Annotated in this window: 26 protein-coding genes; 6 read left to right on the forward strand and 20 right to left on the reverse strand. The window is 73.0% G+C overall.

All coding sequences use genetic code 11. The annotated features are described in order from the left end of the window. Positions 1-2 precede the first annotated feature (2 nt). Positions 3-758, reverse strand: coding sequence for a transglycosylase family protein (locus tag ACFY0I_RS35220; RefSeq protein WP_388903508.1), 756 nt, complete (start codon positions 756-758; stop codon positions 3-5). 292 nt (positions 759-1,050) lie between these two features. On the opposite strand from ACFY0I_RS35220, the gene ACFY0I_RS35225 reads away from it, so the two are divergent. Both ACFY0I_RS35225 and ACFY0I_RS35230 read left to right on the forward strand, forming a co-directional pair. Then, complete coding sequence (locus tag ACFY0I_RS35225) at positions 1,051-1,863, forward strand: hypothetical protein (protein ID WP_388903510.1); 813 nt, start codon at positions 1,051-1,053, stop codon at positions 1,861-1,863. Positions 1,864-2,081: 218 nt separating this feature from the next. Beyond that, complete coding sequence (locus ACFY0I_RS35230) at positions 2,082-2,462, forward strand: hypothetical protein (RefSeq protein WP_388903512.1); 381 nt, start codon at positions 2,082-2,084, stop codon at positions 2,460-2,462. Between the two features lie 12 nt (positions 2,463-2,474). Here ACFY0I_RS35230 and der read toward each other — a convergent pair whose 3' ends face one another. The 5 genes from der to ACFY0I_RS35255 all read right to left on the reverse strand — a co-directional run bounded on the left by der (position 2,475) and on the right by ACFY0I_RS35255 (position 7,150). Next, positions 2,475-3,935 (reverse strand): ribosome biogenesis GTPase Der, encoded by a 1,461-nt coding sequence (gene der, locus ACFY0I_RS35235; protein ID WP_388903515.1) that lies wholly within the window; start codon positions 3,933-3,935, stop codon positions 2,475-2,477. Between the two features lie 75 nt (positions 3,936-4,010). Further along, complete coding sequence (locus ACFY0I_RS35240; protein WP_388903517.1) at positions 4,011-4,694, reverse strand: lysophospholipid acyltransferase family protein; 684 nt, start codon at positions 4,692-4,694, stop codon at positions 4,011-4,013. Further along, complete coding sequence (gene cmk / locus ACFY0I_RS35245) at positions 4,655-5,356, reverse strand: (d)CMP kinase (RefSeq protein ID WP_388903518.1); 702 nt, start codon at positions 5,354-5,356, stop codon at positions 4,655-4,657. The genes ACFY0I_RS35240 and cmk overlap by 40 nt, the downstream gene beginning before the upstream one ends. 143 nt (positions 5,357-5,499) lie before the next feature. Continuing rightward, the gene (locus tag ACFY0I_RS35250) at positions 5,500-6,588 is read right to left on the reverse strand and encodes a prephenate dehydrogenase (protein WP_388903520.1); all 1,089 of its coding nucleotides are present in this window, start codon (positions 6,586-6,588) and stop codon (positions 5,500-5,502) included. Positions 6,589-6,703: 115 nt separating this feature from the next. Next, positions 6,704-7,150 carry a YidB family protein gene (locus ACFY0I_RS35255; protein ID WP_388903522.1) on the reverse strand — a complete coding sequence of 149 codons (447 nt, stop codon included), beginning with the start codon at positions 7,148-7,150 and terminating at the stop codon, positions 6,704-6,706. A 168-nt stretch (positions 7,151-7,318) separates the two neighbouring features. Here ACFY0I_RS35255 and ACFY0I_RS35260 point away from each other — a divergent pair, with 168 nt between their 5' ends. From ACFY0I_RS35260 to ACFY0I_RS35270, 3 genes are all read left to right on the forward strand, one after another. After that, positions 7,319-7,660, forward strand: a complete 342-nt coding sequence (locus tag ACFY0I_RS35260; RefSeq protein ID WP_388903524.1) for a DUF952 domain-containing protein — start codon at positions 7,319-7,321, stop codon at positions 7,658-7,660. 81 nt (positions 7,661-7,741) lie between these two features. Beyond that, a complete protein-coding gene (locus ACFY0I_RS35265; RefSeq protein ID WP_388903526.1) occupies positions 7,742-8,197 on the forward strand; it encodes a Rieske (2Fe-2S) protein in 456 nt (151 codons plus the stop codon). Positions 8,198-8,225: 28 nt separating this feature from the next. Then, positions 8,226-8,912 (forward strand): DNA polymerase beta superfamily protein, encoded by a 687-nt coding sequence (locus ACFY0I_RS35270; RefSeq protein ID WP_388903528.1) that lies wholly within the window; start codon positions 8,226-8,228, stop codon positions 8,910-8,912. Between the two features lie 39 nt (positions 8,913-8,951). Here the strand turns inward: ACFY0I_RS35270 and ACFY0I_RS35275 are convergent, their stop codons facing one another. From ACFY0I_RS35275 to ACFY0I_RS35340, 14 genes are all read right to left on the reverse strand, one after another. Continuing rightward, positions 8,952-9,683, reverse strand: coding sequence for a DNA polymerase beta superfamily protein (locus ACFY0I_RS35275; protein ID WP_388903610.1), 732 nt, complete (start codon positions 9,681-9,683; stop codon positions 8,952-8,954). A 15-nt stretch (positions 9,684-9,698) separates the two neighbouring features. Then, positions 9,699-10,757, reverse strand: a complete 1,059-nt coding sequence (locus ACFY0I_RS35280; protein WP_388903530.1) for an ADP-ribosylglycohydrolase family protein — start codon at positions 10,755-10,757, stop codon at positions 9,699-9,701. Next, positions 10,754-11,518, reverse strand: coding sequence for an NUDIX domain-containing protein (locus tag ACFY0I_RS35285; RefSeq protein ID WP_388903533.1), 765 nt, complete (start codon positions 11,516-11,518; stop codon positions 10,754-10,756). The genes ACFY0I_RS35280 and ACFY0I_RS35285 overlap by 4 nt, the downstream gene beginning before the upstream one ends. Continuing rightward, the gene (locus ACFY0I_RS35290) at positions 11,515-12,603 is read right to left on the reverse strand and encodes an AAA family ATPase (RefSeq protein ID WP_388903535.1); all 1,089 of its coding nucleotides are present in this window, start codon (positions 12,601-12,603) and stop codon (positions 11,515-11,517) included. The genes ACFY0I_RS35285 and ACFY0I_RS35290 overlap by 4 nt, the downstream gene beginning before the upstream one ends. Then, complete coding sequence (pnuC, locus tag ACFY0I_RS35295; RefSeq protein ID WP_388903537.1) at positions 12,600-13,208, reverse strand: nicotinamide riboside transporter PnuC; 609 nt, start codon at positions 13,206-13,208, stop codon at positions 12,600-12,602. Before pnuC ends, ACFY0I_RS35290 begins: the two co-directional genes overlap by 4 nt. Before the next feature lie 131 nt (positions 13,209-13,339). Beyond that, a complete protein-coding gene (locus ACFY0I_RS35300) occupies positions 13,340-14,908 on the reverse strand; it encodes a pseudouridine synthase (RefSeq protein ID WP_388903540.1) in 1,569 nt (522 codons plus the stop codon). After that, positions 14,908-15,570 carry an SMC-Scp complex subunit ScpB gene (gene scpB / locus ACFY0I_RS35305; RefSeq protein WP_388903542.1) on the reverse strand — a complete coding sequence of 221 codons (663 nt, stop codon included), beginning with the start codon at positions 15,568-15,570 and terminating at the stop codon, positions 14,908-14,910. Before scpB ends, ACFY0I_RS35300 begins: the two co-directional genes overlap by 1 nt. Then, positions 15,567-16,670 carry a segregation/condensation protein A gene (locus tag ACFY0I_RS35310; RefSeq protein WP_388903544.1) on the reverse strand — a complete coding sequence of 368 codons (1,104 nt, stop codon included), beginning with the start codon at positions 16,668-16,670 and terminating at the stop codon, positions 15,567-15,569. Before ACFY0I_RS35310 ends, scpB begins: the two co-directional genes overlap by 4 nt. A gap of 98 nt (positions 16,671-16,768) precedes the next feature. After that, entirely contained in the window at positions 16,769-17,278 is a 510-nt protein-coding gene (locus tag ACFY0I_RS35315) for a hypothetical protein (RefSeq protein WP_388903546.1), read from the reverse strand. Further along, positions 17,263-18,423 carry a ParA family protein gene (locus tag ACFY0I_RS35320; RefSeq protein WP_388903549.1) on the reverse strand — a complete coding sequence of 387 codons (1,161 nt, stop codon included), beginning with the start codon at positions 18,421-18,423 and terminating at the stop codon, positions 17,263-17,265. Before ACFY0I_RS35320 ends, ACFY0I_RS35315 begins: the two co-directional genes overlap by 16 nt. Positions 18,424-18,749: 326 nt before the next feature. Next, on the reverse strand, positions 18,750-19,865 hold the full coding sequence (gene ald / locus ACFY0I_RS35325; RefSeq protein WP_388903552.1) for an alanine dehydrogenase: 1,116 nt from the start codon (positions 19,863-19,865) through the stop codon (positions 18,750-18,752). Positions 19,866-20,017: 152 nt separating this feature from the next. Next, positions 20,018-21,982, reverse strand: coding sequence for a tetratricopeptide repeat protein (locus ACFY0I_RS35330; protein WP_388903554.1), 1,965 nt, complete (start codon positions 21,980-21,982; stop codon positions 20,018-20,020). 331 nt (positions 21,983-22,313) lie between these two features. Next, positions 22,314-22,946: an NUDIX domain-containing protein gene (locus ACFY0I_RS35335; protein ID WP_388903555.1), complete on the reverse strand. Its 633-nt coding sequence runs from the start codon at positions 22,944-22,946 to the stop codon at positions 22,314-22,316. 82 nt (positions 22,947-23,028) lie between these two features. Further along, positions 23,029-24,681: a CTP synthase gene (locus ACFY0I_RS35340; protein ID WP_388903557.1), complete on the reverse strand. Its 1,653-nt coding sequence runs from the start codon at positions 24,679-24,681 to the stop codon at positions 23,029-23,031. Between the two features lie 478 nt (positions 24,682-25,159). On the opposite strand from ACFY0I_RS35340, the gene ACFY0I_RS35345 reads away from it, so the two are divergent. Beyond that, on the forward strand, positions 25,160-26,965 hold the full coding sequence (locus ACFY0I_RS35345) for a glycoside hydrolase family 15 protein (protein ID WP_388903560.1): 1,806 nt from the start codon (positions 25,160-25,162) through the stop codon (positions 26,963-26,965). Position 26,966 lies beyond the last annotated feature (1 nt).

The following is a 26,966-nucleotide window of genomic DNA, read 5'->3' on the forward strand; positions in this document are numbered from 1 at the left end:
GCTCAGCGTCCCGGCGCGGGCGCGGGCGCGGGCGGCGTGGCGGGCGCGGGCGGTTTCGCGGGCGCGGCGGGGGTCGACACCGACGGCGCGGGAGCCGGGGTCGGGGCCGCGGTCGGGGCCGGGGTCGGCCGCGCGGCGGGCGGCGTCGCGGGCGGGAGGGCCAGCAGGGTGCCCACCGTCAGGTGCTGCGGCCGCTCGCCGAGCGCCGCCCGGTTCGCCTCGTGGAGCGCCCGCCAACCGCCCGGTACCCGGCGCTCGTTCGCGATGCCCGTCAGGGTGTCCCCCGGCCGCACCACGTGCATCCGCCCGGCCAGCCCGTACCGTTTCGCGCACACCGGCCAGGCCTCCCACCCCTGGGTGCCGAGGAGTTCCTCGGCGACCCGGATCTGTTGGGTGCGGGTGGCCAGGTCCGCGCGGGCCGCGTACGCGAGGCCGCCGTGGTCCTCCCAGGTCGGCTGCCAGAACTGCAACCCCCCGTAGAAGCCGTTGCCCGTGTTGACCGACCAGCGTCCGCCGCTCTCGCAGTCGGCGACGCAGTCCCAGGGCCACTCGCCGCCCGGTCCGCAGTCCCCCGGCCCCTGCCCGATCACCCCGGGCGAGCCGGGGTGCGCGGCGCCGGCGGGTCCGGGTGCGGGAGGTGGCGGTGCGAGGGAGCCGGGGGCGGGGACGGCCACCGCCGCGCCCGGCGGGAGGACGAGCACCAGCGCGGCGGCGGCGCGGGCCGCGGCCCACCGCATCCGAAGACGGAGGTCGGGCATCGGCACACGCTACGCAGCGCCCGTCGGCGGCCCGCCCCGCCACGCGGCGCGCCCGTCGGCCCCACCCGTACGGCGGACCGGCCGCCACCGCCGAAACGACCGGCGGCGGCCATCAACTGTGCACAACCGGGCAAGAGTTGACGCGAATGCGAAGCGGGCCTCGGACGGTTCACTCTTCCGGGTGTCAGGTTCGATTCCGTTCCCTCAAACGGCGTGACCCCGGCCGCCGCTCCCGCGTTGAGCCCGGCGAGCCGGGAGCCTCCCGGCCTCCGCACGAATGAGGAGCCACCCCGTGCCGCGCATGCTCGACGTCAGTCTTGAGGTACGTGCCGAGATCGGTGACGAAGAAGCCGACAGGCTGCTCACCGGCGACGACGCCCCGCGCAGTTACGACTGCACCTCCTGCCGTACCCCCGGCGACCCCGAGAGCGACCCCACCAGCACGGTGCTGTTCGTCGGCGAGGAGACCGCCGTCCTCGCGTTCGCCCACGCCAACTGCATCCCCTCGCAGGTGGTCACCGTCTCCGAGGAGCAGCTCCAGGGCGCGGTCCGCAGCATCACCGGGGACAGCCCGGCTCCCGCCCCGGCGCCCGAGGGCGAGGTCCCGCAGGCGGTGCCCGGCGGTCAGGCCGTCCTCGGCATCACCAGCGGTCTGGTCCTGATCAACGGTGACCTGCACCCGGCGCTGGTCGTCGAGCCGACCGCGCCGATCGCCCGCCCCGGCACCACCGGCCCCGGCGACGACTTCCTCCCGCTCCTCATCGAGCAGGGCTTCATCCCGGTCACCGACACCGCCGAGGTCCCCTCCGCGCTGAGCGGCTGGTCCGTGCTGCTCGCGGGCGGCCAGCTGCACGCCGTCCTCCAGCCGGGCGTCGACGGCGGGCCCCAGGTGGCCTGGTGGCAGGCGCACCAGGCGCTGAGCGTCACCGACGGCTGGCGGGCCGCCGTGAACAAGACCCAGCGCGTGCTGATCTACGCCGCCCCGGTCGGCTCCATCGGCCAGCAGCCCCGCGAGGACCTGCTCCGCGACGCCCTGGACAAGGCCGCGAGCAACGGCAAGCTGGTCGCCGCCTCCATGCCGCTGGCCGGTACGCCGGGCGCCTGACCCGCCCCCTCCCACCTTCCCCGCCGAAACGGCCGCCCGCCCCTCCCGCAGGGGCCGGGCGGCATGCGCCGGGGGTGCGCGGTCCGTCCCGCGCACCCCCGGCGATCTGCGTTTTCCGTCCCGTCACCCCGCATCCGCACGGCCTCGGGTTCGTTGGCTGATACGTGCATTCATACGACCCATCCCGCGCCCCGTCCTTTCCGAGCAGCGTCCCCCCGATGCGCCCTTCACGGGACCGGGAGAGCGCTCCGGCCGCCTCGCACACCCCGATCTACGACACGCTCTACTCGGAGTACCGGCGCGCCTTCCGGGCCCTGCCGGGTGACCGGTCGGGCGAGGAGCACCTCGGCTTCACGGCGTTCTCCCAGGGTGGCTCGTACAGCTCGTACGGCACCGGCGGATGGAGCGGCTCCGCCTGGCAGAGCGATCCCTGGCAGCCCGTCCACGCGCCGCTCCCGGTCCCGGCCACGCCCTCCCCGCAGGCCTCGTACGCCCACGCCGGAACCATCGGGTCCGGATATGCCGGCGGGCGGCAGCACCAGACCGGGACGCACCACGTCCCGGCGGCCCTGCCGCCCGCTCCGCGCCGGGGTTACTGACCCCGAGGTCGGCTACTTCTTCTTCTTGTACTGCGCTCCGCGCTTCTCGCGCACCCGCACCGAGATGTGGATCGGGGTGCCCTCGAAGCCGAACTCCTCGCGCAGGCGGCGCTCGATGAAGCGGCGGTAGCCGTGCTCCAGGAAGCCGGAGGCGAAGAGGACGAACCGCGGCGGCTTGCTGCCCGCCTGGGTGCCGAACAGGATGCGGGGCTGCTTGCCGCCGCGGATCGGGTGCGGGTGGGCCGCCACGACCTCACCGAGGAAGGCGTTCAGCCGGCCGGTGGGAATACGGGTCTCCCAGCCGGCGAGCGCGGTCTCGATCGCCGGGACCAGCTTCTCCATGTGGCGGCCGGTGAGCGCCGAGACGTTCACCCGGGGCGCCCAGGCGACCTGCTGCATCTCGGTCTCGATCTCGCGTTCGAGGTAGTAGCGGCGCTCCTCGTCGAGGTCGTCCCACTTGTTGTAGGCGATCACGATGGCGCGTCCGGCCTCGACGGCCATGGTGATGATGCGCTGGTCCTGGACGCTGATGTTCTCGGTCGTGTCGATCAGGATGACCGCGACCTCCGCCTTCTCGACGGCGGCGGCCGTGCGCAGGGAGGCGTAGTAGTCGGCGCCCTGCTGGAGGTGCACCTTCTTGCGGATGCCCGCGGTGTCGACGAACTTCCAGGTGACGCCGCCGAGCTCGATCAGCTCGTCGACCGGGTCGCGGGTGGTGCCGGCCAGCTCGTTGACGACGACCCGGTCCTCCTTGGCGACCTTGTTCAGGAGGGAGGACTTGCCGACGTTCGGGCGGCCGATCAGGGCGATGCGGCGGGGGCCGCCGACGGCGGTGCCGAAGGTCTGCGCGGGGGCCTCCGGCAGGGCTTCCAGTACGGCGTCGAGCATGTCACCCGTACCGCGGCCGTGCAGGGAGGACACCGGGTGCGGCTGGCCGAGGCCCAGCGACCACAGGGAGGCCGCGTCGGCCTCGCCGCTCTGGCCGTCGACCTTGTTGGCGCACAGCACGACGGGCTTGCCGGCGCGGCGCAGCAGCCGGACGACGGCCTCGTCGGTGTCGGTGGCGCCGACCTTGGCGTCGACGACGAAGACGACCGCGTCGGCGGCCTCGATGGCGTACTCGGCCTGGGCGGCGACGGAGGCGTCGAGGCCGAGGACGTCCTGCTCCCAGCCGCCGGTGTCGACGACCTTGAAGCGGCGCCCGGCCCACTCGGCCTCGTAGGTCACGCGGTCGCGGGTGACGCCCGGCTTGTCCTCGACGACCGCCTCGCGGCGGCCGATGATGCGGTTCACCAGGGTCGACTTGCCGACGTTCGGGCGGCCGACGACGGCGAGAACGGGGAGCGGGCCGTGGCCCGCCTCCTGGATCGCGCCCTCGACGTCCTCGACGTCGAAGCCTTCCTCCGCGGCGAGCTCCATGAACTCCGCGTACTCGGCGTCGCCAAGTGCTCCGTGGTCGTGCTGGTCGTTCATGAAGTCCGTTCCTCGTCGTTCGTGGTGATCGGTGGCACCCGCGCAGCGCGGTTCCACTACTGGTTCAAGTCTCGCTCAGCGCCCGGTGAGGCGCTTGGCGTCGGCCAGGTGGGCGGTCAGCCGGTCCTGGATGCGTACGGTGGCCGCGTCCAGCGCGGTCCGCGTGCGGCGGCCCGTGCCGTCCCCGGCGTCGAAGGCGGAGCCGAAGACGACGTCGACCCGGCTCCGCAGTGGTGGCAGTCCCTTGACGACGCGGCCCTTGGCCTCGGTGCTGCCCAGGACGGCGACGGGCACTATCGGGGCGCCGCTGCGGACCGCGAAGTACGCGAGGCCGGCGCGCAGGGACGCGAAGTCGCCTTCGCCCCGGCTGCCCTCGGGGAAGATCCCCAGGGCGCCGCCGCCGTCGAGCACGCCGAGCGCGCGGGTGATGGCGGTCCGGTCCGCGCCGCCGCGGTCCACCTTCACCTGCCCGATGCCGTCGAGGAAGGGGCCCAGCGGCCCCACGTACGCTTCCTTCTTGATCAGGAAGTGCAGGGGGCGCGGGGCGGTGCCCATGACCATGGGCCCGTCGATGTTGTGGGCGTGGTTCACCGCGAGGATGACGGGGCCGGAGATGGGCACCTTCCAGGCCCCCAGCACGCGCGGCTTCCACAGCCCGTACATGAGTCCGATGCCGATGCGCCTGCCGACCGCCGCCCCCTTGAAGGAGGGTGTTGCCCTCACCTGGCGCGCCGCTCTTCGACCAGGGTCACGACGCACTCGATGACCTGGTCGAGGGTGAGCTCGGTGGTGTCGACCTCGACGGCGTCGTCGGCCTTGGCCAGCGGGGACGTCTTGCGGCCGGAGTCGGCCGCGTCCCGCTTGATCAGGGCTTCCCGGGTGGCCGCGAGGTCCGTGGCATCCTTGCCGCGCAGTTCGCCGCTGCGGCGGGCGGCGCGCGCCTCGGCCGAGGCGGTCAGGAAGACCTTGAGGTCGGCGGCGGGCAGCACGGTGGTGCCGATGTCCCGGCCCTCGACGACGATCCCCTCGCCCGCGTCGGCCGCCTCGGCGGCGATGGTGCGCTGGAGGTCGGTGATCAGGGTGCGCACCTCGGGTACGGCGCTGACGGCGCTGACCTTGGAGGTGACCTCCCGGGTGCGGATGGGGGCGGCGGCGTCCAGGCCGTCCACGGTGATCGTGGGGGCGGCCGGATCCGTACCGGACACGAGGGTGGGCTTGCCCGCGGCGACGGCGATGGCCTGCGGGTCGTCGGTGTCGACGCCGTTGGTGATCATCCACCAGGTGATGGCCCGGTACTGGGCGCCGGTGTCCAGGTAGCGGAGTCCGAGCTTGGCGGCCACGGCCTTGGAGGTGCTGGACTTGCCCGTGCCGGAGGGACCGTCGATGGCGACGATCACGGCGGACGGAGCTGCGGTTTCCACGGTGCGGGCACCTTCCTGGTTGCGCGTACGTGTCCGGGCGCGCCAAAAAGCGCCCCTCCCCCAGGTTACCGGGCCCCGGCACCCGCCGGCTCCGCCCGTGACGGAGGCTCCCTCGGGGCCCCCGCGGCCGGTCCGGTGCGGGGCTACTGCTGGCGCAGGGCCCAGCCCCGCTCGCGCAGCTCCGCCTCCAGGCCGGGGACGGCGCGGGGCTCCACCATCAGCTGGACCAGGCCCGCCTGCTGGCCGGTGGCGTGCTCGATGCGCACGTCCTCGATGTTGACGCCGGCCCGGCCCGCGTCCGCGAAGATCCGGGCCAGCTCGCCGGGGCGGTCGCTGATGAAGACCCCGACCGTTTCGTACGCGGTGGGGGCCGCGCCGTGCTTGCCGGGGACCCGGACGCGGCCGGCGTTGCCGCGGCGCAGGACGTCCTCGATGCCGGCGGCGCCGCCGCGGCGCTTGGCCTCGTCGGCGGACTGGAGTCCGCGCAGGGCCTCCACGGTCTCCTCCAGGTCGGCGGCGATCCCGGAGAGGACGTCGGCGACGGGTCCGGGGTTCGCGGAGAGGATCTCCACCCACATCCGGGGGTCGGACGCCGCGATCCGGGTCACGTCCCGGATGCCCTGACCGCACAGCCGGACCGCGGTCTCGTCGGCCTCCTCCAGCCGGGCCGCGACCATGCTCGACACGAGCTGCGGAGTGTGCGAGACGAGGGCCACCGCCCGGTCGTGGGCGTCCGCGTCCATCACGACGGGGACGGCCCGGCACAGCGCGACCAGCTCCAGCGCCAGGTTCAACACCTCGTGGTCGGTGTCGCGGGTGGGGGTCAGCACCCAGGGGCGGCCCTCGAAGAGGTCGGCCGTCGCGGCCAGCGGCCCGGAGCGCTCCTTGCCCGCCATCGGGTGGGTGCCGATGTACGCGGTGGCGTCGACGCCCAGCGCGGCGAGCTCCCGGCGCGGTCCGCCCTTGACGCTGGCTACGTCCACGTACGCCCGGGCGAGGCCGCGGCCGATCGCGTCGGCGAGGGCGGCCGCCACGTGCGCCGGGGGGACGGCCACGATCGCCAGGTCGACGCGGTTCTCGGGGGCCTCGTCGGTGCCGGCGCCGAGGGCGGCGGCCGTCCGGGCCTGGGAGGGGTCGTGGTCGACGAGGTGGACGGTGATGCCGCGGGCGGTCAGCGCGAGCGCCGCGGAGGTGCCGATCAGTCCGGTTCCGATGACGACGGCGGTTCTCACGGGTGCTCCAGGGTGATCGCGGACGGCGGGCCCCACTCAGGGTAGCCGGCCGGCACGGCTCGAGGGCCCGGCGGTCACCCCGTGGACGGCCGCCGGGCCCAGCTCGTGCTGCCGCCTACAGCTTCTGCTGCTTGATGATGTCCTCCAGCGAGCCCGACGGGAGGGAGCCCTGCGGGGTCAGCTTGTCCACCGCCGTGGGCAGTGCCTGGGCGATCTGGTCGGCGGCCTGCTCCGGGCTGACGCCCGCCTGCTGGGCGACCTTCTGGAGGGCCTCGTCCGGCAGGGCCTGGGCGATCTCCGCCCCGCTGACGGCCTTGTTCTCGCCGGTGCCGACCCAGGACTGGGCCTGGTCGACCAGGCCTGACTTGGTCAGCATGTCCAGCAGCCCGCCCAGCGGGTTGCCGCCGCCGCCCGCGGCCTGGGCCCCCTGGCCGCCGCCGGCGCCGCCGAGGGCTCCGAGCAGTGCGCCGAGGATGTTGCCCGCGCCGCCGCCCTGGCCGCCTTGACCGCCGCCGCCGCCGAGGAGGGAGCCGAGCAGGGAGCCGAGGTCATTACCCGCCATGGTCACGCCTTTCGAAGAGGGACCGGGCGCTCACCCAGTGGAGGGCCCGGCATCAAGACACGGACAATGTCACCCGAATCGCCCCTCCCCGCCACTTGTCGTACACGCCCCCCGGGTCGTACGGGCTTCCCGCGCCGTCATCCCGCGCCGTGCGGTAGAACGACCGGCATGATCTTCCACATCGTTGCGCTCGCCGACTGGACCACCGCGCCGGAACTCCCGTACGCCCCCGCCTCGCTCGCCTCCGAGGGGTTCGTCCACTGCTCCGCGGACCGCCCCACCCTGCTGGCCATCGCGGAGGCCCACTACCGGGAGACGCCCGGCACCCTGCTCGCCGTGGAGCTGGACGAGGCGGCGCTGACGGCCGAGGTCCGCCGCTCGGGTGAATCGGACGGCCGTTACCCCCACGTCCACGGTCCGTTGAACCGGAACGCGGTGGCCCGCGTGTGGGAAGTCGTACGAGCCCCCGGCCGCCCGGCGGAACTCACGCCGTGGCAGCCGGTGGGATGAACCGGTGTGGCGGGCTTCACCTGGGGCCCGCCACGCGCCAGGATGCTCCACGCCATCCCGGCACCCCAGCGAGGAGATCACATGAGCGACCCCACGCAGACCGCCCGGCGCACCGTACTCGCGGCCGGCGCCGCCGCCCTGGCGGCCGGCACGATCACCGCCTGCGGCGGCGGCTCGGAGAAGCCGGCGAGCGAGCCGGGCAGCGCCTCCACCGGGGAGCCGGGCGGGTCCTCCGCCGCCCCCGCGGCGAAGGCCCTGCTCAAGTCCTCCGAGGTACCGGTCGGCGGCGGCAAGGTCCTGAAGGAGGAGAAGGTGGTGGTCACCCAGCCGACCGCCGGGTCCTTCCGCTGCTTCTCGGCCGTGTGCACGCACCAGGGCTGCCTCGTCGACAAGGTCCGGGACGGGCAGATCGACTGCCCCTGCCACGGCAGTACGTTCAGCGTGACGGACGGCGCGGCCACCAAGGGCCCGGCCACCCGCCCGCTGCCCGAGAAGAAGATCACAGTGGCGGCGGACGGCAGTATCTCGCTCGCCTAGCGGGCGCCGCCCCGCCTAACCTCCCGGGATGGACGACCTCACCCTGGTACGGGACCACACGATCTACAGCTGCGTCATGGGCTCCCGTGCCTTCGGTCTGGCGACGGAGGCGAGCGACACCGACGTGCGCGGTGTCTTCCTCGCCCCCACGCCGCTGTTCTGGCGGTTCGAGAAGCCGCCGACGCATGTCGACGGGCCCCGGGAGGAGGAGTTTTCCTGGGAGTTGGAACGCTTCTGCGAGCTCGCCCTGCGGTCCAATCCGAACGTCCTGGAGTGCCTGCACTCCCCCCTGGTCGAGCGGGTCACCCCGGTGGGGGAGGAACTCCTCGCCCTGCGCGGGGCCTTCCTCTCCCGCCGGGCCCACACCAGCTTCACCCAGTACGCGAAGTCCCAGCACGGCAAGCTGCTCGCCGACGTCCGCGTCCACGGCGCCCCGCGCTGGAAGCACGCCATGCACCTGCTGCGGCTCCTCGGCTCCTGCCGCGACCTGCTCCGTACGGGACGCCTCACGATCGACGCGGGCCCCGACCGCGAACGCCTCCTCGCGGTCAGGCGGGGCGAGGTCGGCTGGGACGAGGTCGACTCCTGGATGAACCGCCTCGCGGCGGAGTCCGACGCCGCCCTCACCACCGGCCCGCTCCCCGCCGAGCCGGACCGGGCCCGCGTCGAGGACTTCCTGCGGCGCACCCGCCGCGCCTCGGCCGCGGCCGCGTAGCGCGGGCGGGACGGCCGGGCCCCGGCGGGGCGGGGCCGCCTACGCGCCGCGCGCGCGGACGACGAACGCGTCGAGCGCGTCGAACGCGCTCCCCCGCTCGGGCAGGGCCGTCGCGGCCTGCGCCGCGTCCAGTACCTCGTGCAGCGCCTCGTATGCGGCCGTCGGCGGCTCTCCGGCGTACCCGCCGTGCTCCGCCGCCACCTTCGCCGCCACCAGGTCGGCCAGGTGCGCCGGTGCCTCGGGAACCTCGCCGAGCAGGGTCGGCAGGTGCGCCTGGACCTCGCCGGAGCGCATCAGGTGGATGCCGGTGAGCAGGGCGCGGAACGCGTAGAGCAGCGGCTTGAGTTCACCGCTCCTGCCGAACAGCCGCCACTGGGTGCCGGCGAACCCCCGGTAGTGGTGGGCGTGGTGGGAGGTCAGTACGCCCGGGGCGAGCGCCACGAGTTCCTCGTGCGCCGGCGTGGTGTGCACCACGAGCGGCGACAACAGCTGTTCCAGCACGTAGCCGTTGGGGCGCAGCATGAGACCGGCGAACTTGCGCAGGTCGTGGGTGACGAGGTCCATCTCCACCCCGTCGTCGTCCCACATCCGGGTCCGGGTGAGCTCGGGATCCCGCAGGCCGAGCAGCTCCCGCGCGGGGAGCAGGTGCACGCCGCGCAGGTCGACGTCGGAGTCCCGGGAGGGGAAGCCGTACAGGTGGGCGCCCGAGACGGTGGCGAACAGCAGCGGGTCGGGCTCGCGGGCCACGACGGGGCCCAGGTCGAGGGTCATCGCGTCGAGCACGGCTCACGCCTCCCAGAGGGCGCCGAAGGCGAGGAGCTCGTCGCGGTACTCGATGCGGCCCTCCCAGTCGCGGGGCCAGAGGTCGGCGCCGAGGTGGGCGCCCGCGAAGGCGCCGGCGAGGCAGGCGATCGAGTCGGAGTCGCCGGAGGTGCAGGCGGCGCGGCGCAGGGCGAGGAGCGGTTCCTCCGGGAAGAGCAGGAAGCACTGCAGGGCGGTGGCCAGGGCCTCTTCGGCGATCCAGCCCTCGCCGGTGGTCAGGCAGGGGTCGGTCTCCGGGGAGGGCGTGCGCAGGGCGGCGGTGAGGCGGTCCAGGACCGCGAGGCACTCGTCCCAACCGCGGGCGATGAAGGACTCCGGCGTGGCGTCCGAGGTGGCGCGCGTCCAGAGGTCGCCGAGCCAGCGCTCGTGGTAGCGGGTGCGGTTCTCCAGGGCGTACGAGCGCAACTGCCCGACCAGTCCGGTGACTTCGGTGCCGCGGGCCAGCAGGTGGACGGCTCGGGCGGTGAGGTCGGAGGCGGCGAGGGCCGTCGGGTGGCCGTGGGTGAGGGCGGACTGGAGCTGTGCGGCGCCCGCGCGTTCCTCCTCGGTCCAGCCGGGGACGAGGCCGACGGGCGCCACGCGCATGTTCGCGCCGCAGCCCTTGGAGCCGATCTGACTGGCGTCCCGCCAGTCGCGCTCCGGCGTCCGCAGCAGGTGGCAGGCCTTCAAGCAGGTGTTGCCCGGCGCCCGGTTGTTCTCCGGGGACTGGTACCAGTCGACGAACTCCTCCCGGACCGGGCGGGCGAGCCGCATCGGGGCGATCCGGCCGCGTTCGCCGGCGGTGCGTATGCCGCGGGCCAGGGCGAGCGTCATCTGGGTGTCGTCGGTGACGATGGCCGGGCGGGGCAGGGCCATCCGCCGCCAGGGGCCGGTCTTGGCCAGGATCCCGGGGACGTCGTTGAACTCGGTGGGGAAGCCGAGGGCGTCGCCGAGGGCGAGGCCGATGAGCGCGCCGGTGGCGGGGCGCTTGCCGGTCGGCTCGCCGGCGGCGTGGGTCGTCGCGTTCGTCGCGTTCGTCGTCATCGCGCGGGGCCTTCCGTCGGGCGCAGCAGGGGTGGGTGGAGGGCGGTCGCGGGTCCCGCCCGGTAGAGCGCGGCGGGTTTGCCGCGGCCGCCGGTGAGTCGGGCGGCGCCGGGTACGGCTTCGACGAAGCCGGGCGTCGCGAGTACCTTGCGTCGGAAGTTGGGCCGGTCCAGGGGGGTTCCCCAGACCGTCTCGTAGACGGCCTGCAGCTCCCCGAGGGTGAAGTCGGGCGGGCAGAAGGCGGTGGCCAGGCAGGTGTACTCCAGCTTGGAACGCACCCGCTCCCGGGCGTCGGCGAGGATCAGCGCGTGGTCGAAGGCCAGGTCCGCGGCGTCCCCGACCGGGACCCAGCGGGCCCGGTCGGCGTCGCCGCCGCCCTCCGCCGCGGGCTCGGGCATGTCCGGGACCAGCGCGGTGAAGGCCACCGACACCACCCGCATGCGGGGGTCCCGGTCCGGTTCGCTGTAGGTGCGCAGCTGTTCCAGGTGCAGGTCCGCGACGAGGGAGCCGTCCAGTCCGGTCTCCTCGGCCAGTTCGCGGCGCGCGGCCGTCCCGGCGGACTCCCGGGGCAGGACGAACCCGCCGGGCAGCGCCCAGGATCCCGCGTACGGGTCCTGGCCGCGCCGGATCAGCAGGACGTGGAGGGCGCCGCCGCGGACGGTGAGGACGGCGAGGTCGACGGTCACCGCGAACGGCTCGAAGGCGCGGGGGTCGTAGCCGGTCGGGTCCTGGTCGCCGCCGCGCGGCCCGGGCCCGTTCACCGGTTCTCCGGGAGCGGGTCCGCGAAGCGGCGGCCCTCGGCGAGCAGGGCGTCCACGGCCGTGACGGCGGTCGCGAGGCGGGTCGCCCGGTCGCCGCGCAGGGTCAGGAAGGGTCTACCGGTCGCGGTCAGCTCCTCGCGGAACCGACCGGTCATCCAGGGCCTCAACTGCGGGCCGTCGCGCAGGCCGTCGTCCTCGAAGGGGACGTCGGCGTCGTCGGTCAGCAGGTACAGGTCCCGGCGGGTCAGCGCCGCGGTCTTCTCGACCTCGGCGTTGCGTCCGCCCATGTAGCGCTCGTGCCAGATGCCGGTCGCGAAGGAGTCGGTGTCGCAGAAGAGCACGGGCGAGCCGAGTCGGGCCGCCCGCTCCTCCGCCTCGTCCTGCCGGCGGGCGATCACCGGGAACTCCCGCGAGGCGAAGGTGACGTCGGACCAGGAGGCGGCCGGGTCGGCCGCCCGGGCCGCGGCGAGCTTCTCCTCGCTGTACTCGCGCCCGTACTCGGCGACCCAGCCCGTCCCCGCCCACACCCCGCCCCGCGCCCGGTAGTGCGCGGCGAGGTCCCGGGAAAGGGTGGTGGTCCCGGTGGACTCGGCGCCGAGCACGACGACCCGGCGGGTCAGGGCGGCCCGGACGGCCGGACCCAGGAACTCCCAGCAGGCCACCGGGTCGGCCCGGACGGCCGTGCCGGAGACGGGGAACAGCGTCCGATCCGGATCGACGCAGACCTCCCGCGCCCCGAACCGCCGGGCGAGCTCGGCGCCGTAGGCCTCCGAGGTGAAGACGGCGTCGACGGGCCGGCCCACCGCGCTCCGGAAGATCGCCATGTGCGCCTCCCAGACCGCCGGGTCGTGCAGGTCGACGGGGATGTCGTCGACGGCTCCGACCACGTCCACCCCGGGGTGCGCCTCGCGCATCCAGGCGACCCGGTCGGCGAGCGGGACCGACTCCACCGAGGCGGCGCACACCAGTACGGTCAGCCGCTCGCACCGGTCCTGGGCGGTGCGCACCAGGTGGTGGTGGCCGGCGTGCGGCGGGTAGAACTTGCCCAGCACCAGCCCGTGTCCGAAGCGCTCGTCGCCGCTCACGCCGGCACCCCGGCGCTCTCCCGGAGGTTCGGCGCGGGGAGCGTGCGGCGCCAGCCGATCAGCCCGGCCACGCACAGGGCGAGGAAGCCCACGTACAGGACCGAGGTCAGGTACAGCCCCTTGTAGGCGTAGAGCGGGATGTAGACGAGGTCGGCGGCGATCCACAGCCACCAGGATTCGAGGCGCTTGCGGCACTGCCCGTAGGTGGCCATGAGCGAGAGGCCGGTGGTCAGCGCGTCCCAGAACGGCACGGTGGAGTCGGTGGCGCGGTCCAGCAGCAGGGTCAGCGCGGCGGTCCCCACCGCCCCCGCCACGAGCAGCCAGGCCCACTCGGCGCGCGTGGTGCGGCGCACCGGCAGGGCCCCCGCGGTTCCTGGTCCACCCCCGTGGGTCCAGGACCACCAGCCGTAGGCGGCGAGGGCGATGAAGACGATCTGGAGTCCGGCGTCGGCGTAGAGGCCGGCCTGGGTGAACAGCACGATGAAGAAGACGTTGTTGGCGATGCCGACGGGCCAGTTCGCGATGTGCTGCCGGGCCACCAACCAGACGCACACCGCCCCGGTGGCGAACCCGAGGACCTCGGTCCAGCTCGTACTCCAGCCCATGACGGCCCCCGCGCGTTCGAAGTTACCGACCTTTAATGGTCAGGTTGACTATAAACAGGGAGCGGGGTGGCGGGCAAGCGAAAAGCCCGCGGCGCCTCGGGCGTCGCGGGCTTTTCGGGTGGGCGTGGGGCCTACAGGCCGACCTCGCGCATCAGCATGCCGACCTCGGTGTTGGTCAGGCGGCGCAGCCAGCCGGACTTCTGGTCACCGAGCTCGATCGGACCGAAGGAGGTCCGGACGAGCTTCTCGACCGGGAAGCCGGCCTCCGCCATCATGCGGCGCACGATGTGCTTGCGGCCCTCGTGGAGGGTCACCTCGACCAGGTAGTTCTTGCCGACCTGGTCGACGACGCGGAAGTGGTCGGCGCGGGCGTAGCCGTCCTCCAGCTCGATGCCGTCCTTGAGGCGCTTGCCGATCTCACGCGGCAGCGGGCCGGTGATCGCGGCGACGTAGGTCTTCTTCACGCCGTACTTCGGGTGCGTGAGGCGGTGGGCCAGCTCACCGTGGTTGGTGAGCAGGATGATGCCCTCGGTCTCGGTGTCGAGCCGGCCGACGTGGAAGAGACGCGTCTCACGGTTGGTGACGTAGTCGCCGAGGCACTGGCGGCCGTCCGGGTCCTCCATGGTGGAGACGACACCGGCGGGCTTGTTCAGCGCGAAGAACAGGTACGACTGGGTGGCGACGGTCAGGCCGTCCACCTTGATCTCGTCCTTCGGCTGGACGCGCTTGCCCTGCTCCAGCACGATCTCGCCGTTGACCTCGACACGGGCCTGCTCGATGAGCTCCTCGCAGGCGCGGCGCGATCCCATGCCGGCGCGGGCGAGGACCTTCTGCAGGCGCTCGCCCTCCTCCTCGGCACCCGGGAAGGTCTTCGGGGTCTTGATCTCGGGCTTGTCGGCGTACCGGTCGCGCACGCGCTCCTCGATCCGCGCCTCCAGCTCGCGCGGCTTGGACTGGCCGCTGCGGCTGCCGGGGCCGCGACGCGGGCCGCCGGCCCCGCCGATGGCCGGGGTCCTGGAGGTCTTGGGGCCGCCCTTGGCGCCACCACGGGCCGCCGCGCCACGGGCGCCGCCGCCGCGGTTGCCGTCGGCCGCGCCGCGGGCACCGCCGCCGCCCGCCTTGGCTCCGCCGCGGCCGTTGCGCTCGCCCTCGGGGCCGACGTCGTAGCGGCGCTCCTCGGGGCGGGGGTTGCGGATGCGGGGCGCCGGCTGGTCGCGGTCACGCGAGTCGGAGCCGCCCTGGTAGCCGCCGGAGCTACCACCGCTGGAGGAGCCGCCGCGGTACCCGCCCGAGCTACCACCGCTGGAAGACCCGCCGCGGTACCCGCCCGAGCTACCACCGCTGGAGGAGCCGCCGCGGTACCCGCCCGAGCTACCACCGCTGGAGGAGCCGCCGCGGTATCCGCCGGAGCTACCACCGCTGGAAGACCCGCCGCGGTATCCGCCCGAGCTACCACCACTGGAGGACCCGCCGCGGGAGCCGCCGGAGCCGCCGCTGGAGCCGCCCCGGTATCCGCCCGAGCTGCCGCCGCTGGAGCCGCCGCGGGATCCGCCGCCGCCCGAGCCGGAGCCGCCACCGCGGTAGCCACCGCCCGATCCGGAGCCACCGCCGCGGGAGCTGCCGCCGCGTGCGCCGCCACCGCCGCCGCTGCTGTTCCTGTTGCCGCCGCCGTTGCCGTTACCGTTGCCGCTGCTTCGCATCAAAGTTCCGTCGTCTTGTCGTCTTCTGAGGTATCCGGTGCATCCGGATCGAACGACGGAACACCCTCTTGCGTCTCGGCTTCGATCGCGTCCGCCTCGGGGAGGAAGGGCGCGAGCTCCGGGAGCTCGTCCAGGCCGCGCAGGCCCATCCGCTCCAGAAAGTAGTTCGTCGTCCTGTACAGGATCGCACCTGTTTCGGGTTCCGTGCCCGCCTCGGTCACCAGACCCCTTTGCAGGAGGGTCCGCATGACCCCGTCGCAGTTGACTCCGCGGACCGCCGAAACCCGCGACCGGCTGACCGGCTGGCGGTACGCGACGACCGCCAGGGTCTCCAGGGCCGCCTGGGTGAGGCGGGCCTGCTGGCCGTCCAGGACGAAGGCCTCGACGGCCTCCGCGTACTCGGGCCGGGTGTAGAACCGCCAGCCGCCCGCGACCGTGCGCAGCTCGAAGCCCCTGCGCTGCGCGGTGTACTCGTCGGCGAGCTCGCCGAGGGCGTCGGCCACCTCCCGCGGGGTGCGGCCCAGCACCTTGGCGAGGTGGTCCGTCGTCGCGGGTTCGTCCACGACCATCAGGACGGCCTCCAGTGCGCCCTTCAGCGCCGGCCCGTCCGCGTACCGGCCGCCCGTCGCCCCGTCCCCGTCCTTCTGCTGGGTCCGTGTCATTCGCCCGCCTCCACGACCTGATCGAATTCGTCGGTGACCTTCGGCATTCCGTCGCCGTCCCCGCCGCTCCAGCGCACGGTGAGCGTCCGCAGGGCCTCCTCCTGATCGAGGACGACGGCCTTCTCCCGGTAGAGCTCCAGCAGCGCCAGGAACCGCGCGACGACGGTCAGGGTGTCCGGGGCGTCCTCGGTCAGCTCCTGGAACGTGGCCTCGCCCCGCGCCTTGAGCAGACGTACGACGTGTCCCGCCTGCTCCCGCACGCTGACGAGCGGGGCGTGGATGTGGTCGACGTACACCTCGGGCTTCGCCTTGGGCTGCATGGCCCGCACCGCCAGCCGGGCGAGGCCCTCGGCGCCGATGCTGATGACCACCTCGGGCAGCAGGTCGGCGTGGTGCGGCTCCAGGCCGACCGTCCGGGGGTGGCGCTTGCCCTCGTCCTCGGCCCGCAGCTCGAAGATCTCGGCGATCCGCTTGTACGCCCGGTACTGCAGGAGCCGTGCGAAGAGCAGGTCCCGGGCCTCCAGCAGGGCGAGGTCCGCCTCGTCCTCGACCTCGGCGGCGGGCAGCAGCCGGGCGGCCTTCAGGTCGAGCAGGGTGGCCGCGACCACCAGGAACTCGGTGGTCTGGTCGAGGTCCCAGTCCGGGCCCATCGCACGGATGTGCGCCATGAACTCGTCGGTGACCTTGGACAGGGCCACCTCGGTGACGTCGAGCTTGTGCCGGGAGATCAGCTGGAGCAGCAGGTCGAAGGGGCCCTCGAAGTTGGCGAGCCGCAGCGTGAACCGCCCGTCACCGACGGTTCCGCCCTGCTGGGCGACCTCCGGCGCGGGTTCCGGGGCCGATTCGCGTACGGATTCCCGTTCCGGCTCCCGCACGGTTTCCGGGGCCGGTTCGCGTCCCGACTCCCCCACGGGCTGCCGCGCCGTCCGGCGCGCGGGCTCGTGGCGGGGCTCGGCGGGGGTGTCAGCGCCCCGGGGGGCCTCGCGGGCCCCCTCGACCGGCGCGCGCGGCGACGGGCCCGCCTGGGGCTCCTCGGCCGTTCCCGGCCCGCGGCCCAGGCTCCGGCGGGTCGGGCGGGCGGGGAGGTCGTTCGGGGGCATCGCGGTCCAGGGGTGGTGCGGAGGGTACGGCTTACGGCCGGGCGGGCTCGGCCCGCCCCCGGACGCAGCCTAAGCCCCGGACCGGGGCGGAAGCCGGATCAGCGGCCGCGCAGGCGGCGTACGAGGATGCTGGCGTCCCCGCGGGACTCCAGGTCCGCCAGGACCACGGCGACCGCCTCGCGGACGATGCGCCCCCGGTCGACGGCCAGCCCGTGCTCGCCGCGGAGCACCAGTCGGGCGTGCTCCAGGTCCATGAGCTCCTCGGCGGAGACGTAGACCGTGATCTTCTCGTCGTGCCGCTCGCGGCCGCTGGGCCGCCGGTTCGCGCCCCGGCCCTGCCCCTTGCCGGACCGGGGCGAGGACGCCCCGGCGGCAGAGGCAGAACCTTCCTGCGGCCTGCGCTGCGCGCCGACCCCAGGATCGCCGGCCTCACGAACGCGGCTGTCCCCCGTGGTCCGCGCCGTGCCGTCCGCCGGAGCGGCCGCGTGTTCCGTACCGCCGGCCGGCGCCTCGTCGGCGCCCCGCCTCGGCGAGGACGACTGGAGGGCCATCCCCCCGGTCGTGCGGAACAGTTCGTCGGCTCCGGGCAGACTCACTCGGCGGGACACCGGGCGAGCACCTCCCTGGCCAGCTGGCGGTAGGCGGCGGCGCCGACGGAGTTCGACGCGTACGTGGTGATCGGCTCACCGGCGACCGTGGTCTCCGGGAAGCGCACCGTACGGCCGATGACCGTGTGGTAGACGTGGTCGTCGAAGGCTTCGACGACGCGCGCCAGGACCTCGCGGCTGTGCACCGTGCGGGAGTCGTACATCGTGGCGAGGATGCCGTCGAGCTCCAGCTCCGGGTTGAGCCGCTCCTGCACCTTCTCGATGGTCTCGGTCAGCAGCGCCACGCCGCGCAGCGCGAAGAACTCGCACTCCAGCGGGACGATGACCTTGTGAGCCGCCGTCAGGGCGTTCACGGTCAGCAGGCCGAGCGAGGGCTGACAGTCGATCACGATGTAGTCGTAGTCGGCCATCAGGGGCTTGAGGGCCCGCTGGAGCGTGGACTCGCGCGCGACCTCGCTGACCAACTGCACTTCCGCGGCCGAGAGGTCGATGTTGCTCGGCAGCAGGTCCATGTTGGGGACCGCGGTCTTGAGCAGCACCTCGTCGGCCGACATGCCCCGCTCCATGAGCAGGTTGTAGACCGTCAGGTCGAGTTCCATCGGGTTCACGCCGAGCCCCACGGACAGGGCGCCCTGCGGGTCGAAGTCGACGAGCAGCACCCGCCGCCCGTACTCGGCGAGTGCGGCGCCCAGGTTGATGGTCGACGTGGTCTTGCCCACGCCGCCCTTCTGGTTGCACATCGCGATGATCGTCGCCGGACCGTGTTCGGCCAGCGGACCCGGGATCGGGAAGTACGGAAGCGGGCGTCCGGTCGGGCCGATCCGCTCACGGCGCTGACGGGCAGCGTCGGGGGCGAGGGTGGCCGCGTACTCGGGGTCCGGTTCGTACTCCGCGTCGGGGTCGTAGAAGTGCCCCTCGGGCACGTTTGCGTAGTCGGCGAAACCCACGGGCTTGTCGCCGCTCGGGTCGCCGGCCCTGGAGTTCACGTCTAGGCCGTCCATGCTGTTTCGGGGCGTCGTCATGTGCTGGTGGTTTGCGAAGGTGCGGACCGCGACGGAGCCGACAGCTTCGAGCCCGGCAGGACCCTGGCCCCGCTCAGGCGTCCCTGCTCGACCACCTCCAGGAGCAAATGTCGACTCATTCACAAGTCGTCTTACCTCCTCGGACGTGACCAGGACACTTATCGATAGGTCAGCGTTGCACCATGCCGACGGTTGGCGACTCTATGGCGTGTCACCGCTCAGCGGCAACACAATCCACCGGACCCGACGCGTTGTGTCGGCAACCGAACACCACTCTGTCAAGGGCGTGCGAGCTGTCACTGCGAAGTTTCGCGGGTGTGCGAAAGGGTTAAAGGGTTACGTTCGAGGCGAGTTGAGCCGGGTCCGCGGGCACCCCGCAAACACGTCCGGCCGGACCTTGCGAGCAAGGTCCGGCCGGATACGTGAGATTGACGTCAGTCGTTGACGGATCAGCCGAGCAGCGTGCTCAGCTCAAGGGTCTCGAGGCCGTGGGCCTCGGCGACGGGACCGTAAACGACCTGCCCGTCATGGGTGTTGAGGCCCAGCGCGAGCGCCTGGTCGCGACGGAGCGCCTCGGCCCAGCCGAGGTTCGCGAGCTGCACGATGTAGGGCAGGGTCGCGTTCGTCAGCGCGTAGGTGGAGGTGTTCGGCACCGCGCCCGGCATGTTGGCGACGCAGTAGAAGACCGAGTTGTGGACCATGAAGGTCGGCTCGGCGTGGGTGGTCGGACGGGAGTCCTCGAAGCAGCCGCCCTGGTCGATCGCAATGTCGACAAGGACACTTCCGGGCTTCATCCGGGAGACCAGCTCGTTGGTGACCAGCTTCGGGGCCTTCGCACCCGGGATCAGCACCGCGCCGATGACGAGGTCGGCCGCGAGGACGGCCTTCTCGAGCTCGTAGGCGTTGGAGACGATCGTCTGGATCTTCGTGCCGAAGATCTTGTCGGCCTCGCGGAGCTTGTTGATGTCGCGGTCGAGCAGCGTCACGTGGAAGCCCATGCCGATGGCGATCTGCGCGGCGTTCCAGCCGGAGACGCCACCGCCGATGACGACGGCCTCGCCCGCGGAGGTACCGGGCACGCCGCCCGGCAGCACGCCGCGGCCGCCGGCCGAGCGCATCAGGTGGTAGGCGCCGACCTGCGGGGCCAGCCGGCCCGCGACCTCGGACATCGGGGCGAGCAGCGGGAGCGCGCGGTTCGCGAGCTCGACCGTCTCGTACGCGATGGCGGTGGTGCCGGACTCCAGCAGGGCGTCCGTGCACTCGCGGGAGGCGGCGAGGTGCAGGTAGGTGAAGAGCGTCTGGTCCTTGCGGAGGCGGTGGTACTCCTCCGCGATGGGCTCCTTGACCTTCAGGAGCAGGTCCGCGGTCGCCCAGACCTCGTCCGCCGTACCGAGGATCTCGGCGCCGGCCGAGACGTACTCGGCGTCCGTGATCGAGGAGCCCACACCGGCGTTCTGCTCGATGAAGACCTGGTGGCCGTTGCGGACCAGCTCATGCACGCCGGCGGGCGTGATGGCGACCCGGAACTCGTTGTTCTTGACCTCGCGGGGGATGCCGACCTTCATCGTCGATCACGGTCCTTGGCTCAGGGGAAAATACGGGCTACTTCCATACATACCCGCCCACAAGAACGCGCAACGGGATGCACCACGGGATGCCGCGGTGAACCCAGTCTAATGAAGGATGAGTCGCTGTCTAGCCTTGCAAACGAATAATCTCAGTCGGAAGTACTGCGGATTTCGCAGGCTGCGGGGTCATCTCCCAGCAATCTGTCGGCTGCGGAGCGGTGCAGCCTGGCAGCCGCGGGGTCGCCGAGCCGGTCCAGCGTGTCGGCCAACCGGACCTGCAAGGCGGCCTGAAGTCGCAGGTCCTCGGCCCTGCGCGCCAGCTCGATCGCCTCGCGGCAGGTGTGCAGGGATTCCTCGGGCCGGCCCGCGTACTCCTGGACCCGCGCCATCTCGCTCAACGCCTTTGCCTGGCCCGGGAGATCGGCGAGCTTGCGGTAGCCCGCGGCGGCGGCCCGCCAACTGCGCAGCGCCTCCCCGTAGCGACCCGCGTAGGTGTGCACGTTGCCCAGCCGCCCGTACAGCCTGGCCTCGTCCCCGCGCTCGCCGCGGGCGAGGGACTGGGACAGGGCGCGGCCGAACCAGTCGGAGGCCCGCTGCCAGTCCGCCAGCTCCTGGTAGGCGCCGCCTACGGATTCCATCGCGCGGCCGGTGGCGTACGGGTCCTTCGCGGCCTTTCCGGCGTCGAGAGCGGCCCGGTAGCGCTCCAGGGCCTCCTGGGTGCGGCCCGTCTCCGCGTCCAGATCGGCCAGGTTCAGCAGTGCGGCGGCCTGCTCGCGGTGCAGCTGACGCCGCTCGGCGACGCCCAGGACCAGGCGGTGCAGCCCGTACAGCTCGGGGGCGGCGGCCTCGGTGCCGCGGTGCTCGGCGAGCGCCCTGACCAGGGCGGACACCAGCCGACGGGCCAGGGTGTCCAGGTCCCCGTCGGCGACGGCCAGGGTGGCGGCGGCCGTCAGCGCGGGCAGCCGGGTGTCGAGCCAGACGGCGGCCGCCCGCCGGTCGGGGAAGCGCAGCGGGCGGGGCATCCCGTCGAGCCGCTCCCGCAGCAGGTCCTCGTCCTCTTCGGCCATGGCGCGGCAGGAGGTGAGCAGCCGTACGGTCCGCTCCAGCATCCGGGCCCGGGCGAGCTGGACCTCGGCGGGCCGCTCCTTGGCCTCCAGCAGGGACTGGAGCAGCGGGGCGAGGCAGCCGGGCAGCAGGAACAGGCCGTCGGGGGCGTGCCGTACGAGGCCCAGCCCGGCGAAGTCCTCCAGCGTGGACTGGGCGGCGGCCACCGAGCACCCGGCGAGGGCGGAGGCGGTGTGCGAGTCGAGCATTCCGGCGGGCGCGAGCGGCAGCAGCCGCAGGGTGCGCTGGGCGGGCTGCGGGAGGGATTCGTAGACGAGCCGGAAGGAGCGGGCGAGCGGGCCGCTGGTGCCCGGGGGCATGTCGTGGAGCTGCTTGGCGAGATCGGCGACGGCCGCCTTGGGGTGGGCGGCGAGCCAGCCGCCGGCCAGCGCGAGCGCGGCGGGCTGGCCCCCGCACTCCTCGGCGAGGGTCTCGGCGGCGCGCGGGTCGACGGTCACGCGGGTGTCGCCGATGTGCTGGGCGAGCATCTCGACGGCGGAGGGCGTGTCCAGGCCGCCGAGGGTGCAGGGGCGGACGTCCGGGATCCCGGTGAGGGGTCCCTGCGCGGTGACGACGACCAAGCACTCGGGGGTGTCCGGCAGCAGCGCGTCGACCTGTTGCGGGTCGGCGGCGTCGTCGAGCAGGAGGATCGCCCGCCGGCCGGCGAGCGCCTCGCGCAGCGCGGCGCTCAGGTCGTCCTCGCCCGCACCGGGCGGGGTGGGTCTGCCGAGGCCCTCCAGGACGGTGCGGACGGCCCGTTCGGTGGCCACCGCCTCCCCGCCGGGGGTGGTGAGACGGACCGTGAACTGTCCGTCGGGGTACTGGTCCGCGACCTCGCGCACGAACGCCTCGGCGAGGGCGGTCCGGCCGGAGCCGGGCCGTCCGGCGACCAGCAGGACCCGCGCGCGGGGCGCCTTGGCCTTGCGACCGGAGAGGGTGTCGAGCCCGGTCCGCGCGATGTCCTCGCGCAGCTCCTTGAGCTCACGCCGCCGCCCGACGAAATCCGTCACGGATCCGCTCCTCTCCCTGCCTCGGGTTGCCGAGCGTAGTTCACGCAGAGCGACGGACCGGGTGGAGCGCGGCGGGTAGATCCCCCAATCGGATCAGCGGATGGTCCGCTTAATCGCGTGCCGCGCGTACGCCACGCTCCCGCAGCCGGTCCCCGGGCCCCGTCACGAGCCCGCCCCCGGCCCGGCGCAGGCCGGAACGGGGGCGGGAACGGGGACGGGAACGGGGACGCCGGACCGCGGGGGTCAGGCCCTGCGGCATCGGCCCGTGGCTCCGGGCGCGGCGCCTCGCCCGGAGCGGTCCGGCGGTGACCGCCCGGCGACCGCCCGGTGACTACGCTTCGTACGGGCGCGCCGGCCAGGGCGCCAGCGCCGGTCGCAGGCCCTCGGGGCCCTCCGGGGAGGCCTGGGCGGCGGCCAGCGCCAGGACGCCCGTCACCAGGCCCGGGTTCGCCAGCTCGCCCGCGAGGACGCCGCGCACCAGCTCGGCCAGCGGCACCCGGGCCACCTCCATGTCGGCCTCCTCCGAGTCGGACTCCTCGTACCGCTCCCCCTCGGCTTCGGAGACGTCCCGCGCCAGGAAGATCCGGATCGCCTCGTCGGAGCCGCCGGGCGAGGCGAAGAAGTCGGCCAGCACCCGCCAGTCCTCGGCCTTGACGTGGGCCTCCTCGTACAGCTCGCGCTGCGCCGCGCGCAGCGGGTTCTCCCCGGGCACGTCGAGCAGGCCGGCGGGCAGTTCCCACAGCCGGTGCCGTACGGGGTGGCGGTACTGACGGATCACCAGGACCCGGTCCTGCGCGTCGAGCGCCAGGACGCACACCGAGCCGGGGTGGACCTGGTAGTCGCGGCGGACCACCGACCGGTCCGGCATCCGCACCATGTCCGAGGCGACCGCCGTCTTGGCGCCCTCGAAGGGCCGCCTCGACGACAGGGTTTCCCAGGTTTCCGACGTATCGCTGATCCCCATGGCCCAAGCCTCCACACAACGCGCGACAGCCGGGGTACGGATCTTTCCGTACCCCGGCTGTCTACGTTATGCGGTCAGGCGCTCACTTCGCGGACTGCTGCCGCTCCACGGCGGCCTTGACCAGGCCCGCGAAGAGCGGGTGCGGCCGGGTCGGGCGGGAGCGCAGCTCCGGGTGGGCCTGGGTGGCCACCAGGTAGGGGTGCACCTCGCGCGGGTACTCGACGTACTCGACGAGCTTGTTGTCCGGGGAGGTGCCGGAGAAGACCAGGCCGGCCTTCTGTTCCAGCTCACCGCGGTAGGCGTTGTTGACCTCGTAGCGGTGGCGGTGGCGCTCGTCCACGTACGCCTGGTCACCGTAGACCTCGCGCACGATGGAACCCTCGGCGAGCTTCGCCGGGTACATGCCCAGGCGCATGGTGCCGCCCAGGTCGCCCGCGCCTTCGACGAAGGCCAGCTGCTCCTCCATGGTCGAGATGACCGGGTGCGGGGTGGAGGCGTCGAACTCGGTGGAGTTCGCGTCCTGGATGCCCGCGAGGTTGCGCGCCGCCTCGATGACCACGCACTGCAGACCCAGGCACAGGCCGAGCAGCGGGATCCTGTTCTCGCGGGCGTAGGTGATCGCGCCGACCTTGCCGTTGACACCGCGGTCGCCGAATCCGCCGGGAACGCAGATCGCGTCCACGTCGGCCAGCTGCGCCGCGGCGTCCTCGGGGGTCTTGCAGTCGTCGGAGGTGACCCACTTGATCTGGACGCGGGCCCGGTTCGCGAAACCGCCGGCGCGCAGCGCCTCGGTCACCGACAGGTAGGCGTCGGGCAGGTCGATGTACTTGCCGACGAGCGCGACCTTGACCTCGTGGTCGGGGTTGTGGACCCGGTCCAGCAGGTCCTCCCACACCGTCCAGTTGACGTCGCGGAAGGGCAGGTCGAGCTTGCGGACGACGTAGGCGTCCAGGCCCTCGGTGTGCAGCACCTTGGGAATGTCGTAGATCGACTTGGCGTCGATCGCGGCGACCACGGCGGCCTCGTCCACGTCGCACATCAGCGAGATCTTGCGCTTGATGGAGGTGGGGACCTCACGGTCGGCGCGCAGCACGATCGCGTCGGGCTGGATGCCGATGTTGCGCAGGGCCGCGACGGAGTGCTGGGTGGGCTTGGTCTTCAGCTCGCCGGAGGGGCCGATGTAGGGCAGCAGCGAGATGTGCACGACGAAGACGTTGTCGCGGCCGACCTCGTGGCGGACCTGGCGGACGGTCTCCAGGAACGGCAGGGACTCGATGTCGCCGACGGTGCCGCCGACCTCGGTGATCACCACGTCGACGTCCGCGGTCGCCATGCGGCGGATGCGGTGCTTGATCTCGTTGGTGATGTGCGGGATGACCTGCACGGTGTCACCGAGGTACTCGCCGCGCCGCTCCTTGGCGATGACCGTCGAGTAGACCTGGCCGGTGGTGACGTTGGCCGAGCCGTCGAGGTCGACGTCGAGGAACCGCTCGTAGTGGCCGATGTCCAGGTCGGTCTCGGCGCCGTCGTTGGTGACGAACACCTCACCGTGCTGGAAGGGGTTCATCGTGCCGGGGTCGACGTTCAGGTACGGGTCGAGCTTCTGCATCGTGACCCGCAGGCCGCGCGCCTTCAGCAGCGCACCCAGGCTGGAGGCGGTCAGCCCCTTGCCGAGGGACGAAGCGACACCCCCGGTGACGAAGATGTGCTTGGTCGTCATGGATTTGGGCGGCATCGCCAAGAGGGGGCTCCCGTGGTCGCGAGGTGAGGTGCGTCCGGCGCCGTTCCGCGAAGATCCGGATCGGGTCTCAGGGGGCGCCGAAGCTGCGGTTTCGGGGCTCCTGATTCGCACAGGCAGACCACCGGTCCACGGGGTACCAGCCTATCAGCGCCCGGGAGGGTCTGCCTCCGGGCGCGCGGCGGGCCGCCCGCGCCGTACCGTCGTGGAGCAGCCCGACAGGGCCGTTCGCGCAGGTCACCCGTTCAGTCGAGCCACATTCCCCCGGGACTTCAGGAGATCACTAGGGTGCCCGTCATACCCTGCTCGGATACTGCTGTTACATCGCCGCCGAGCAGGCCGGAATTCGGCGTCACCGCGCCACGTCCGGCAGTCTGGAGCTCGACGCGGGAATCGTCCCGCGCAGCAGGACCGCGCATCCGCGCAATGCAAGCGCCCTCAGGGGCGGACGTGGCCGTTCGACTGGAGATGCAACGTGTCCGGGCGCATCGAGGATTACGCACTGATCGGGGACATGCAGACCGCGGCGCTGGTCTGCCGGGACGGGGCGGTGGATTGGTTGTGTCTGCCCCGTTTCGATTCCCCTGCCGCCTTCGCGAGCATTCTCGGTACCGAGGAGCACGGGTTCTGGCGGGTCGGTCCCGCGGTCCCGCCCGGGACCGAGCCGCCGCGTGCCGACCGTCGCCGCTACCGCGGTGAATCGCTCGTGCTGGAGTCGGAGTGGGACACCCCGCGGGGGACCGTCCGCGTCATCGACTTCATGCCGCCGCGCGAGGACCACGCGCCGCAGCTGATCCGCATCGTGGAGGGTGTCAGCGGGCGCGTCCCGATGCGCTCGTCGCTGCGCATGCGCTTCAGCTACGGACGGATCGTGCCCTGGGTGCACAAGGTGGACGGCCGTACGGTGGCCGTCGCCGGTCCGGACTCGGTGTGGGTGGACACCGACGCGGAGACCTACGGCAAGAACCTGACGACGTACTCCGACTTCACCGTCGGCCCCGGGGACCGCGTCGCCTTCGCCATCAGCTGGCAGGCCTCGCACCGCAGCGCCCCCGAGCGCCCCGACGCCGAGGGCGCGCTGGAGGCCACCACCGACTTCTGGCGGGACTGGGTCGCGCACTGTACGTACCACGGGCCCTACCGGGAGGCCGTGGTGCGCTCCCTGATCACCCTCAAGGCCCTGACGTACGCGCCCACGGGCGGGATCGTCGCCGCGCCGACCACCTCCCTCCCGGAGGAGATCGGCGGGGTCCGCAACTGGGACTACCGCTACACCTGGCTGCGGGACGCCGCCATCACCCTGTCGTCGCTGCTGCGCACCGGCTACCGGGAGGAGGCATCGGCCTGGCGGGACTGGCTGCTGCGCGCGGTCGCCGGCGACCCGGAGAACCTGCAGATCATGTACGGGATCGCCGGAGAGCGGGAACTGGGCGAGACGGAGTTGGACTGGCTGCCCGGCTACGAGAACTCCGGCCCGGTCCGGGTCGGCAACGGCGCGGCCCACCAGCTCCAGCTCGACGTGTACGGCGAGGTCACCGAGGCCCTGCACCTGGGCCACATGACGGGCCTGGCCCGCAACGACTACGCGTCGGTGCTCCAGCTGAAGTTGATCCGCTACCTGGAGACGCACTGGAGCGAGCCGGACGAGGGCATCTGGGAGGTACGGGGCCCGCGCCGCCACTTCGTGCACTCCAAGGTGATGGCCTGGGTGGCCGTGGACCGCACGATCAAGCTGATCGAGGGCGGGGACGCGGACGGTCCGCTGGACCGCTGGCGGGAGCTGCGCGACGAGATCCACGCGGACGTCTGCGAGAAGGGCTACGACAAGGAACGCAACACGTTCACGCAGTCGTACGGGTCCCGCGAGTTGGACGCCTCGCTGCTGCTGATCCCGCAGATGGGCTTCCTGCCGCCGGACGACAAGCGGGTCATCGGGACCATCGAGGCGATCCAGCGCGAGCTGTCGACCCCGGACGGTTTCATCCTGCGCTACCCGACGGCCGGCGAGGACGCCGGCGTGGACGGGCTCCAGGGTGACGAGGGGGCCTTCCTCGCCTGCTCGTTCTGGATGGCCGACGACCTGGCGATGATCGGCCGGGTCGACGAGGCCCGGCGGCTCTTCGAGAAGCTCCTCGCCCTGCGCAACGACCTGGGGCTGCTGGCCGAGGAGTGGGACCCCAAGCTCCAGCGGCAGGTCGGGAACTTCCCGCAGGCCTTCAGCCACGTCCCGCTGATCGACACGGCGCTGCGGCTGACGGCGAGCGGGGCGTACGGGGGCTGAC

The sequence above is a fragment of the Streptomyces sp. NPDC001568 genome, assembly GCF_042893755.1.
GTDB lineage: Bacteria > Actinomycetota > Actinomycetes > Streptomycetales > Streptomycetaceae > Streptomyces.